14 protein-coding genes are annotated in these 11,359 nt (G+C 70.0%); 7 read left to right on the top strand and 7 right to left on the bottom strand.

Features of this window, described 5'->3' with window-relative positions; genetic code table 11:
- Window positions 1–437 (bottom strand): ZIP family metal transporter (locus tag ACESK5_RS05865; protein WP_372910617.1); only part of this gene is annotated, 437 nt, incomplete at its 3' end.
- A 111-nt stretch (window positions 438–548) separates the two neighbouring features.
- Window positions 549–1,709: a tubulin/FtsZ family protein gene (locus ACESK5_RS05870; RefSeq protein WP_372910618.1), complete on the bottom strand. Its 1,161-nt coding sequence runs from the start codon at window positions 1,707–1,709 to the stop codon at window positions 549–551.
- Window positions 1,710–1,818: 109 nt separating this feature from the next.
- On the opposite strand from ACESK5_RS05870, the gene ACESK5_RS05875 reads away from it, so the two are divergent.
- The gene (locus ACESK5_RS05875) at window positions 1,819–2,097 is read left to right on the top strand and encodes a hypothetical protein (protein ID WP_372910619.1); all 279 of its coding nucleotides are present in this window, start codon (window positions 1,819–1,821) and stop codon (window positions 2,095–2,097) included.
- On the opposite strand, the gene ACESK5_RS05880 is transcribed toward ACESK5_RS05875, so the two are convergent.
- Window positions 2,064–3,410 carry an ATP-binding cassette domain-containing protein gene (locus tag ACESK5_RS05880; RefSeq protein ID WP_372910620.1) on the bottom strand — a complete coding sequence of 449 codons (1,347 nt, stop codon included), beginning with the start codon at window positions 3,408–3,410 and terminating at the stop codon, window positions 2,064–2,066. The genes ACESK5_RS05875 and ACESK5_RS05880 overlap by 34 nt on opposite strands.
- A complete protein-coding gene (btuC, locus tag ACESK5_RS05885; protein ID WP_372910621.1) occupies window positions 3,407–4,426 on the bottom strand; it encodes a vitamin B12 ABC transporter permease BtuC in 1,020 nt (339 codons plus the stop codon). The genes ACESK5_RS05880 and btuC overlap by 4 nt, the downstream gene beginning before the upstream one ends.
- Window positions 4,427–4,577: 151 nt before the next feature.
- Between btuC and srp19 the strand changes: the two genes are divergently transcribed.
- The 3 genes from srp19 to ACESK5_RS05900 are packed head-to-tail and all read left to right on the top strand — an operon-like array spanning window position 4,578 to window position 6,222.
- A complete protein-coding gene (srp19, locus tag ACESK5_RS05890) occupies window positions 4,578–4,856 on the top strand; it encodes a signal recognition particle subunit SRP19 (RefSeq protein ID WP_372910622.1) in 279 nt (92 codons plus the stop codon).
- A 22-nt stretch (window positions 4,857–4,878) separates the two neighbouring features.
- The gene (locus ACESK5_RS05895; protein WP_372910623.1) at window positions 4,879–5,103 is read left to right on the top strand and encodes an H/ACA ribonucleoprotein complex subunit GAR1; all 225 of its coding nucleotides are present in this window, start codon (window positions 4,879–4,881) and stop codon (window positions 5,101–5,103) included.
- Window positions 5,104–5,163: 60 nt separating this feature from the next.
- Window positions 5,164–6,222 (top strand): presenilin family intramembrane aspartyl protease PSH, encoded by a 1,059-nt coding sequence (locus ACESK5_RS05900; protein ID WP_372910624.1) that lies wholly within the window; start codon window positions 5,164–5,166, stop codon window positions 6,220–6,222.
- Window positions 6,223–6,406: 184 nt separating this feature from the next.
- Here ACESK5_RS05900 and ACESK5_RS05905 read toward each other — a convergent pair whose 3' ends face one another.
- Window positions 6,407–6,889 (bottom strand): PUA domain-containing protein, encoded by a 483-nt coding sequence (locus ACESK5_RS05905; RefSeq protein WP_372910625.1) that lies wholly within the window; start codon window positions 6,887–6,889, stop codon window positions 6,407–6,409.
- A gap of 111 nt (window positions 6,890–7,000) precedes the next feature.
- Here ACESK5_RS05905 and ACESK5_RS05910 point away from each other — a divergent pair, with 111 nt between their 5' ends.
- Window positions 7,001–7,171: a hypothetical protein gene (locus tag ACESK5_RS05910; RefSeq protein ID WP_372910626.1), complete on the top strand. Its 171-nt coding sequence runs from the start codon at window positions 7,001–7,003 to the stop codon at window positions 7,169–7,171.
- Window positions 7,172–7,250: 79 nt separating this feature from the next.
- On the opposite strand, the gene ACESK5_RS05915 is transcribed toward ACESK5_RS05910, so the two are convergent.
- Window positions 7,251–7,748, bottom strand: a complete 498-nt coding sequence (locus ACESK5_RS05915) for an NYN domain-containing protein (RefSeq protein ID WP_372910627.1) — start codon at window positions 7,746–7,748, stop codon at window positions 7,251–7,253.
- Window positions 7,749–7,799: 51 nt separating this feature from the next.
- Window positions 7,800–9,113, bottom strand: coding sequence for a glycosyltransferase family 2 protein (locus ACESK5_RS05920; RefSeq protein ID WP_372910628.1), 1,314 nt, complete (start codon window positions 9,111–9,113; stop codon window positions 7,800–7,802).
- Window positions 9,114–9,623: 510 nt separating this feature from the next.
- Between ACESK5_RS05920 and dapA the strand changes: the two genes are divergently transcribed.
- Window positions 9,624–10,538 (top strand): 4-hydroxy-tetrahydrodipicolinate synthase, encoded by a 915-nt coding sequence (dapA, locus tag ACESK5_RS05925; protein ID WP_372910629.1) that lies wholly within the window; start codon window positions 9,624–9,626, stop codon window positions 10,536–10,538.
- Window positions 10,535–11,356, top strand: coding sequence for a 4-hydroxy-tetrahydrodipicolinate reductase (gene dapB, locus ACESK5_RS05930; RefSeq protein ID WP_372910630.1), 822 nt, complete (start codon window positions 10,535–10,537; stop codon window positions 11,354–11,356). Before dapA ends, dapB begins: the two co-directional genes overlap by 4 nt.
- The last annotated feature ends 3 nt before the right edge of the window (window positions 11,357–11,359 follow it).

The following is an 11,359-nucleotide window of genomic DNA, read 5'->3' on the forward strand; positions in this document are numbered from 1 at the left end:
GCGAACGCGACGCCGACAGCGACCCCCTCGGGGAACGAGTGGACGGTGAGGATGCCGAGGATGAGCAGCAGTTTCTTGAAGTCCGCCTCCTCGTACCGCTTCGGCGACACCTCGTAGTCGTCGATGACGCGGTGGGCGACGACGACGAGGACGATACCCGTCGACAGGCCTACCGCGAGGAGGCCGACGAGACGAGGCGGAATCCGGCCGACCGAGAGGCCGTCGAGCGAGAGCGTCACGGCCGGCCCGAACGCCTCGAGGACGAGGCCGAACACCGACGCAGAGAGCATGATGCCCGAGGCGATGCCCCACAGCGCCACGTTCCAGCGGTCGCCGACGTCCTCGACGAAGAAGAACGGGAGTGCGCCGAGCCCCGTCGCGAGCGCCGTGACGAGGCCGGCGAGGAAGACGAACGTGAGGTTCGCGAGTTCGACCATCGGGCGGGGCTACCACCAGGAGGTCGATAAATATTGTCATTTTGCCGATAGGTTTTGGGCGGCCTAAACCGTGGCCGGTAGCCTCGGCGCACGAAACGGGTCGGGACAGCGTCAGAACAGCGCGTCGAGTTCCTCGTCGGTGTCGAGCAGGGAGGCGAGGTTGTCGGCGCTCCCCGCGTCGCGCTCCTGTCCCTCGCGCTGGGCTTCGATGGCGACGGCCTGCAGTTCCTTGATCCGCGGGACCGACGTCACGCCCGCGAGGAGGACGACGACGGCGACGAAGTCGGAGTCGACGGGCGCGTCGCCGCCGCGAATCTCCATCGTGCCGGTCTCTTCTTCGAGCCACTTCCGCCCGCGTTCGATGCCGCGGCGGGAGAGCGCCTCGGGCGGCCCGCTGACCACCACCAGCGCGCGTTCGGTCCCGGCCACCTCACAGGGGAGGGTGAGCCGGCCGAGCGTCGCCCGCTGGACGAGGCTCGACACCCGGTTCATCGCCTCGCCGTCGTCCGTCTCCGTCGGTGCGGACCGGAAGCGCGAGAGGAAGCCGCCGGACCTGCGGTCCACCGGTGCCGCCGCGTAGCCGACGGTGGAGACGCCGCCGCCGGCGAGCGTGTTGATGATTTCCGAGGAGTCGACGACGCTCTCGGCGACCTGTCCACCGGTCACCTCGCCGGCGGAGAAGAGGACCCCGAGTCGCCGAGCGAGTTCCTCGTTGAGGCTGGCGTACCCCTCCTTGACCGACTCGCCCGTGTGTCGCCAGGCGTCGTTGTCGAAGACGAGGAGGTTGTCCACTTCTCGGACGAAGGTCTGGAACGACCGCGCGGCGTTGAGCGTGTAGATGCCCCCCTCGTCGCGGCCGGGCAGGATACCGATACCGTAGACCGGTTCGGTGTAGAGCCGCTTCAGTTCGTGCGCGAGGACGGGCGCTCCGCCGGAACCGGTGCCACCGCCGAGGCCGGAGACGACCAGGAAGGCGTCGACTTCGGCCGAGGAGACGTCGTCGAGCGCGGCGAGCACCTCGCCGACGTCCTCGGCCATCACCTCGGCGCCGAGTTCGTTGTCGGCGCCGACGCCGTGGCCCTTCACGCGCGACTGGCCGACGAGGACGCGCTTCTCGGGGGGAACGAGTTCGAGTCCGGCGAGGTCGGCCCGTGCGGTGTTCACGGCGAGGGCGGCGCTGACAAAGCCCGCCCGCCCCGAGCGGTCGTATCGGAGGAGGGCATCGACCACCTTGCCACCGGCCTGGCCGATTCCGACGAGTGCGAGTTTCATGAAATATGTCGTACGTATTACGATTCGGACGGTAATGAACACAGCGGTGGGGGACCGGACCGCGACGGGGAACGGCGTCGTTTTGCCAGTCCCGACAGAACGGCAGGGTGTGACCGACCCGTTTCCACAGCCGCGACCCGGCCCCTCGCGCGACCGACTCGTCGTCCGCCTCGGCTGTTCGGCAGTCGCGGCGCTCGTCTCGGTCGTGGTCTTCCGCGACGTCGTGACCGAGGCGCTGCCGCTCCTGTGGCCGCCGACCACGCCGTTCTCGCGCTGGTTCGGCCTCGTCACCGTGCTGGCCGTCTCGTTCCTCGTCCTCCCCGGCGTCGTCGGGACGCTCGTCGGTGACCGGCTCTACGACTCGTTCGGCGACGACGGGGAGAAGTGAGAGAACGAGGGACGGGAGCGTTCGTCGGACTCGTCGGGGGCGGTCGGTGTTCCGGAGGCGTCGGGCAGGCCCCCCCGCTGACCGAGCGCCGCCCGCACGGCGCCGACTACCTCGCCTCCCCCGACGACAGTCGACCGACCCCGCAGACGTTCGTACGTCGACCGCCCCGCCTCCCCGGCGAAGTTGCGCGCCTCGAACGGTCGCTCTTCGACCAGGACGACCCGGTCGGCCGCGGCGGCGGCGTCGAGGTTCGGGAGGTTCCCCTCGCCGACTTCGACGTCGGTGACGACGACGACGTCCGCGGCTGCGACCCACTCCTCGACGGCGTCGCGTGCCGACTCGTCGACGCCCGCGTACGGGGGCACGGTGACGAGGTCGACACCGAGGTGGCGGGCCGTCTCGGCGTCGGTGTCGCCCTCATTGAGCGCGCCGGCGGTCACGGTGTAGCCGGCCGCCGAGAGCAGGTAGAGGACGCGTGCGGCGCTCCCACCGCCGCCGACGACGTGGACCTGGCCGGCCGCCTCGCCGCCGGGGCCGACGCCCACGTCGGGGAGCGCCGTCACGTAGACCGACCCGGTCACCGGATGTCTGGAGACGACGGCGTTCGTGTCGAACGCCTCACGGAGGCGCGGTTCGGTCAACACCGTCTCCGGTGGGCCGGCGGCGAGCACCCGGTGGTTCGAGAGCAACACCAGTCGGTCGCAGTAGTGGGCCGCGAGGTTGAGGTCGTGGATAGCCGCGAGCGCGGTCTTCCCCTCCTGAACGAGGTCACGGACGAGTTCGAGCGTCCGGACCTGGTGGTTGATGTCGAGGCTCGCCGTCGGTTCGTCGAGCAGCATCACGGGGGTGGTCTGTGCGAGCGCGCGCGCGATGAGCACCCGCTGTCGCTCGCCGCCAGAGATGTCCGTCACCGGCCGGTCTTCGAGGGACGCGACAGCCGTCCGGTTCAGCGCACGGTCGACCGCTTCCGTGTCGCGCTCGGTCCACGTGCCGAAGCGCGACCGGTGCGGCGTCCGCCCCATCTCGACGGCCGCGCGGACGGTGAAGTCGAACGAGAGCTGGGTCGTCTGCGGAACGGTCGAGACGAGTCGACTCGCCGCACGGGAGGAGAGGTCGTGGATGTCCTCGCCGGCGACTTCGACGACGCCGCGTCGCGGGGAGAGCGCCCCGTTGATGGTCCGCAGGAGTGTCGTCTTACCGGCACCGTTCGGCCCGACGAGGCCGACGAAGTCACCCTCTTCGACCGAGAGCGAGACGCCGTCGAGCACCCGTTCGTCTCCGAGGCGGACGACGACGTCGTCGACGGAAATCACAGCCGGCGCACCTCCCGCGAACGGAGCAGGTAGATGAAGAAGGGTGCGCCGACGGCCGCGGTGACGATTCCGACGGGGAGTTCCGCAGCGCCCGAGCGGGCGACGGTGTCGGTGAGGACGAGGAAGGCCGCGCCGCCGAACGCCGAGGCCGGGAGGAGGACGCGGTGGTCGGGCCCGACGACGAGCCGCATCATGTGTGGCACGACCAGTCCGACGAAGCCGATGACGCCGGAGACGGCGACGGCCGCGGCCGTGACGAGACTCGCGAGCGCCAGGAGGACGCGTTTCGTTCGCTCCACCTCGATACCGAGCGAGTGGGCGTCCTCCTCGCCCAGGAGGAGGACGTTGAGGTCCTGCGCGTACACGAGTAGAACGACGAACGTCGGCGGCAGGACGAGGAGCGTCGCTTGGACGTCACCCCACGACGCGTCGTGGAGGTGGCCCATGAGCCAGAACACCGCGCGGTTGAGGCCCTCGCCGGACTGGAGGAGGAGGTATGAGATGACGGCACCGAGGAACGTCTGGACGGCCACGCCCGCCAGCAGGAGGGTCGCGACGGGCGTCCGCCCGCCCTCCGTGGCGATGGCGTAGACGCCGAAGGCGGCGAGGACGGCCCCCACGAAGGCCGCAGCCTGCAGGCCGATGCCGAACGGGAGCGCCGGCAGCGCGATCGAGGCGACGGCGCCGACGGCCGCGCCCGAGGAGACGCCGACGATGGAGGGGTCGGCCATCGGGTTCCTGAAGAAGCCCTGCATGACGACGCCGGCAGTCGCGAGCGCGAACCCCACGACGGCGGCGAGTGCGATGCGCGGCATCCGGACCTGCTGGACGATGACCGCCGCCTGGCGGGGGACGTCGAACGCCAGGCCCGGGAGCGCGTCGAGGACCACCTGCGCGACGGTCGTCGCGGGGATGCGGACGGGTCCGATGCCGGCGCTGAGGACCATCACGACGGCGCAGACGACTGCGAGGCCGGCCGACCAGCCCACTGCTCGGACACGCACGTCTCGCGCCATGTTCGTGAACACAAGCGCATTTGCAGTACATAAATACGTGTTGCACTACGGCACTGACGCGGAGACGGCGCACCGAAGCGGGAGACGCCGGGTGGCCAGTCGGGACACGTGGACCACAACCGTATTACCGCGGCGTCTCCCTCCAACGGGTATGGTCGAGAACGTCATCTGGCCCGCGTACTTCGACGCCGACCGGACCCGGTCGGAGGGGCGACGGGTTCCGCTGGATCAGGCGGTCGAAGAGCCGACCGTCGACGAACTCGCAAAGGCCGTCCAGCAGGTCGGATACGACGCGGTCATCGAACGGGACAAGACCTACGCGCGGGAGTACGAACAGCGCGGACGAGTCCTGGTACAGGGGGCCGACGACGCCTCGAAGAACGACCTCGTTCAGGCCGTCGCCGCCTACGTCAACATCCTCCGCGACTGATGCCGGCGAGAGGAGCGAACCGATGAAGCGCGTCGGAACCGTCTCGCGAACGGCTCAGGGGGTCGCCATCGTCCGTCTCGACGACGACCCGCCGGACATCGGCACCGTCGTCGTCGACGACTCGCTCTCGAAGGTGGGTCGCGTCGTCGACGTCTTCGGCCCCGTCGACCGGCCGTACGTCGCCATCACGCCCACGAAGGGAACTTCGCCGGCGTCGCTCGTCGGTTCGAAGCTGTACGCGCGGTAGCGACGCCCCGGGCGCCCGGGAACGAAAAGGCCCAAGCCCTCCCCGTCGAAACGTCGGGGCATGAAGCCACGCGTCTACGGCGGTGTCGCCTTCGCCGCCCTCCTCTTTCTCCTCGTCCAGTTGGGAGCGCTGGCGCTCGTTCCCACCTTCTACGCGGAGGGGTACCAGCAGGTCGAAGACCCGACCGACCCGACGAACAGCCTCCTCTACATCGGTGCCATCCTCGTCGCCACGGCGCTGATGCTCGCCGCGTTCAAGTACGACTTCGACTGGGCCGTGCGGGGCGTGGTCGTTCTCACCTCAGGTCTCCTCGCGTGGTACGTCTTCGGCGCCGTCCTCTCGGGACTGCTCCCGGTCGTCCTCGCGGGCGCGGTGGCCGTCGCCCTCCTCGCGTACCCCGAGTGGTACGTCATCGACACCGCCGGCGTCCTGATGGGCGCGGGTGCGGCCGCGCTCTTCGGCATCAGTTTCGGCGTCCTCCCCGCGGTAGTACTCCTCGTCGTCCTCGCCGTCTACGACGCCATCTCCGTCTACGGCACGGAGCACATGCTCGACCTCGCCGAAGGCGTGATGGACCTCCGCATCCCCGTGGTGCTCGTGGTCCCGACCACGCTGTCGTACTCGCTCCTCGATACGGACTTCGCGGGGGCGAACGAGGTTCACGAGGGAGACGACCAGGGGCAGGCGACCGCCGACGGCGGCGACGCGGTAGCCGACACGGAGGCGGCGGTCGGCGGCGAAGACGACGAGGTCGCGAGCGGGCGTGGAACCGAAAGCGGAGCGGGGGACGAGACCGGAGCAGAGGAGTCGGTCCGGGACGCCTTCTTCATCGGGCTCGGCGACGCCGTCATGCCGACGGTGATGGTCGCCAGCGCGGCGTTCTTCTCACCGGCCACCTCGCTCGGCCTCGCCGCGCTCCCGTCGCTGAACGTCCCGGCGCTGGCGGCGATGGTCGGGACGTTCCTCGGCTTCTTCGTCCTCATGTGGGCAGTCACGAAGGGCCGCGCACACGCGGGACTTCCCCTCCTCAACGGCGGAGCCGTCGGTGGCTACCTGCTCGGCTCGCTCGTCGCGGGCGTCCCACTCGTCGAGGCGCTCGGACTGACTCCGTACCTGTAGCGCCGTCGGAGTGGGGTGGCGGACAGACGGCACGCACGGGAGACGGTCGACGGGACGACGTGCCGTACACCCGCGCAGGCCCCGACGCCGTAGTCACAGCATCACGGGCGGGTGGCCGCGTACTGGGGTAAGAAGTCTCGGACCGACGGGGTCGGGCGTGAGTCGGAGGCTCCGTTCGTCCCGGTCAGGCCGGGTCGGCGTGCCCCGACCGCACCTTCACTGCCATCCCCGTCTCGAAGTCCGCCATCGCGTCCGCGGAGAGTTCGGCCCGGCCGACCGCGAGCAGTGCGTCCGACTCGTCGACGACGGCCACCTCGTCGCCGGGTCTGATGCGTGGGTCGGCGTCGCGGACGAACTTCGCGAAGGCGTTCTTGCCGTCGCGGACGAACGGTTCGGACTCCTCGCCGACGACGACGCGGTACGCGGGCGGGTCGAGCGCGTCGAGCAGACGCCGGCCCCCCTCGACACCGAGCGTGAACCGCCCGTCGACGGCGTAGGTGACTACCCGCCCGGATGCCGCGTGGACCTGACTGGGCCGCCCACTCGACGTCCGGTCGATGCGGAGCGCGTCCATCCCCGGAAAAAAAGCGGCGCCCACACCGCGGCCGAACTGGTAGTCGGCGACGGTCCGCAGCTGTCCGAGGTCACGCTCGTCCGCGTCTGTCATGGCCGCTCCTCGCCGTGGCGGAGACAAAACCCTTCGGCTTCGCTGCTGCCCGTGTTGACACACCGGAGCGAGAGAGAAACCCATATATGCGTGACTTACCCCTGGTCGGACATGAACCTCAGACTCGCCCTCGCCGGTGTCTGCCTCCTGCTGGCGAGCAGCGGCCTCTTCGCCGCGAGCGGTGCACCCCAGGGTGTCCCCGTCCTCCTCGTCGTCGCCGCCGTCGCCGGTGCGGCCGCCGCCGTCGCGCGGTTCGGCGCGGGCCGCGACGCGACGCGGTAGTCAGTGCGTCCGGAGTCGGCCGTTCTCCGCCGTCACCGTCCGCGCTCGGAACCGAGTCGTCACGAGCGCCGGGAAGCCGTCACAGGAGGAAGGTGTCCTGTCGCTCCGAGAGGTCCAAGAACGCGTCCGTCGCCTCCACGAGTTCGTCCGCCGTGGACTCTTTGAACGCCATCACTTCGACGCGGACCCCCTCGTGGCGGAGGTGCGAACAGAGCCGCGAGAAGTCGCCGTCGCCGGTGCAGAGGACCACCGTGTCGACGTGCGAGGCGAGGGTGACGGCGTCGAGGCTCATCCCGACGTCCCAGTCGGCCTTCTTCGACCCGTCGCCGAACGTCTTGATGTCCTTGATTTTGGTCTCGAACCCGATGTCGACGAGGGCGTCGAAGAAGCGCTCCTCGTCGGGTGAGTCCGCGCGGATGACGTAGGCGATGGCACGGACCAGTTCCCGGCCCGAGACGGCCTTGTCGAGGAGGCCGGAGTAGTCGATGTTCCGCGAGTAGAGGCTGTGTGCGGAGTGGTAGAGGTTCTGTGCGTCGACCAGCACGGCGACCCGCTGGTGAGGGTGGATCTCGGTCATTGGACAACGACGCGAGGCCCACGGACTAACGGTTGTCGGTCCGCACACCGGTCAGGTCGCCTTGGTCGTCACGCGGAACCGCTCGGGCGGGTCGAGGAGTCCCCAGACCGTCCCGGCGGAGTGGACTACGGAGACGACCGGGAGGAGGGGCAGTGCCAGGAGGAGACCCAGCGCCCGCGACCCGTCCGACGAGCGGTACCAGAGCGCCCCGCGGACGTACCAGAACGCCGTCAGCGCGCCGAGCGCGACGGAGAGCGTCCGGTAGAGCGAGTCGTCGACGACGACGGCACCGGCGAGCGTCAGCGGGACGACAGCGGCCGTGAACAGGGGCGAGAGCGCCCACGCGTAGTTCCGAACCCGCGTCAGGAGGCGGTAGTGCAGAGGCAGTCGCGACGCCTCCGCGTGGTTTCCGGCGGCCCATCGGCGCCGCTGCTGGAGGACGTCCGTGAGCGAGGGCGGAGCCTGGTTCCGACAGACCACGTCGGCGAGTTCGAAGTCGAGGTCACGTCCCCGAGCGGCCGCCCAGACGAACGCGGTGTCCTCGACGAGCGAGGCACGGTCCCACGTCACCGCCTCCTCGACGTCCGTCCGGACGGCGATGCCGCCACCCCACGCGAACAGCGGGATGGAGAGGCGCGCGAACGCGCGCTGCTCGAACTGGACGCCCATCCGGTAGACGTCGGCCAGGTAGCTCAGGACCGACCCAGTCTGCTGGGGTCGCTCGCGGAGCTGGACGACGTCACCCTCGGGGAGGCCGTCGAACGACTCGAGGACGCTGTCCTCGTCGAGGTAGAGGACGAACTCGCGGTCACAGTCGAGGGTCCGGCGGGCCCACTCGACGGCGCGGCCCTTCCGGACGGCGTCACACTCGAAGTCGTCGGGGACGACGTGGACCGTCGCCCCGTCGACGTCCAGTGGTTCCTCGGCGACGACGTGGCGGTCGACGAGGGCGTCGGGGAGCGAATCGACCGTCCCCTGGACGACCGACTCGGCGTCGACCGTCAGGATACGGACCTGGACGTCGTCGGGGCCGTACGCGGGAGCGGGGGTCCGGTACCCCCCGCCGACCACGTACGTCGTGACCACCCACGTCAGGGCGACGCCGCCGAAGACGAGGAGACTCGCCCACAGGAGTGCGTGCGTCCCGACGTCGACGGTCCCCACGACGAGTGCCAACGCACCGCCGGACAGACTGCCGAGGAGGCCCTGGTCGTTCCCGCCACCCGTGTTCGGCCCGGCGTCGGGGGGTGCCTGTCCCGCCCCCGCTCCGACCCCGGGCGGTTGTCCAGTGCCGACGCCCGCGCCGAGGGCGACGCCGGCGAGCACGAACAGTACCACGGTGGTGCCGAACAGCGTTCGTCTCATCGTACCCGGGGCGTAGGAGCGAGCGTAGTTCAACGGGGGACTCGCTCACCGGAGATTCCGGCGAGTTGACGCCGAATTTACGCGGATTAACCGCGGATTTCACCGGCGAATCGCCGACGTGTGGGCGAACGGGTCGTCCGGAGACGTCGGCGGCGTGTTCCGTTCTCGCGCGACGAGTGCCCGGATGGAGCGCGTGGCGAGCGTCTCCCCGAACGCCGTGTGCTCTCCGTGTACGGTCGTGGGTCGTGTTGACGCACGTCGGCGCGGCCCGCAAGCTATAACAGGGGGAACGTGCGTGTATGCACACGTGAACCGACCCCCGTACGACGCGACTGGCCTGTCGGGAGTGCCGGGAGCACCGCGTGGGTCGACGTCGCCGAAACCGAAGAAACGCGTCTTCTAACGCTCGTGGCGGGAGTGGCGACCCCGTTTCGGGCGACCTCAGACGGTCGACAGTGACCGGTTCGAGAACGTCCACCACCACCGACACCACCACACATCCACAACCACATGACGATAGACGAATTCCGCGGCGTGTACCCGGCGATGTGCACGCCGTTCCACGAGGACGGCAGTATCGACTTCGAGACCCTCCGCGCGGACGCCCGACGACTCGTCGACGCCGGCGTCGACGGCCTCGTCCCCGTCGGCTCCACGGGCGAGTCGGCGACGCTCACCCACGACGAACACATCGAGGTCGTCGAGTGCGTCGTGGGCGAGGTCGGCGACGAGGTTCCCGTCGTCGCCGGCTCCGGGTCGAACAACACCCGCGAGGCACTCGACCTCTCGCGACGCTCTGCCGACGCGGGCGCGGACGGCCTGCTCCTCATCTCGCCGTACTACAACAAGCCCGAACCGGCCGGCTTCGTCGAGCACTACCGGACCATCGCGGACGCGGTCGACCTGCCACAGATCGTCTACAACGTCCCCTCGCGGACGGGGCGGAACATCCTCCCGGACACGGCCGTCGAACTCGCCTCTCACCCGAACATCCAGGGGTACAAGGCGGCGAGCGGCGACCTGAACCAGATATCGGAGGTCGTCGAGCGCACCCGCGACGAGGACTTCCAGGTCCTCTCCGGCGACGACGGCCTCACGCTCCCCACCATCTCGGTCGGCGGGACGGGCACCATCAGCGTCGTGGCGAACGTCGAACCCGAGCGGACGGTGGCGATGGTCCACGCCGCCCTCGACGGCGACTTCGAGCGGGCGCGTGAACTCCACCACCGTCTCTCGCCGCTGTTCCGACAGCTGTTTGTCGAGACCAACCCCATCCCGGTGAAGGAGGCGATGGGCATCCGCGGGTACAGCGCACCCCACCTTCGCCTGCCGCTGACGAGGCTCTCCGAGGAACACGTGGCGGACCTGGAGCGCATCCTCGACGACCTCGAGCAGGAGCGGGTCGCCGCGGAGGCCGACCAGTGAGCGAGGCCCCGCGAGTCGCGGTGACGGGAGCGACCGGCCGGATGGGTCGGGAACTACTCGCACTCGCGCGCGAGCGTGCCGACCTCGACCTCGTCCTCGCGGTGAGTAGCACGGCGGAGCACGAGGTCGACGGGGTACCCGTCGCCGACGCTGACGCCCTGCCGCGACTCCTCGTCGAGAGCGAGGTCGACGTCCTCGTCGACTTCACCGCACCCGCTGCCAGCGCCGAGTACGTCGCCGCCTGTGCGGACGCCGAGGTGGCGGCCGTCGTCGGGACGACGGGCTTCTCGGACGACGAGGCGACGACGCTCCGTCGGGCCAGCGAGTCCGTCCCCGTGCTGAAGGCGTCGAACTTCTCGCGCGGCATCGCCGCGCTGCGCCGGGCCGTCCGCGAGGCCGTCGCCGCGCTCCCGGACTTCGACGTCGAGGTCACCGAGACCCACCACAACGGCAAGCGGGACGCCCCCTCGGGGACGGCGAACACCATCCTCTCGGACATTGACGAAATCCGTTCGTCGGCCCGCCAGACGTCGTCTGGCGACGTCGACGAGGTCCGCGACGACCACCCGCGCGTCCACGGCCGCGAGGGCGACCAGCCCCGCGAGGCGGGTGAAATCGGCGTCCACGCCCGTCGCGCCGGTGGCATCCCCGGCGAGCACGACGTCCTCGTCGGGGGGGACCACGAGTACCTCGTGCTGTCCCACACGGCGCTCGACCGGGGTGTCTTCGCCGACGGGGCGCTCGACGCCGCGGTCTGGCTCTCGGGGAGAGAGGCGGGGTGGTACGACTTCGGTGCCGTAATCAACGATGGGGAGTGACAG

This window comes from Salinigranum sp. (assembly GCF_041641895.1).
Lineage (GTDB): Archaea > Halobacteriota > Halobacteria > Halobacteriales > Haloferacaceae > Salinigranum.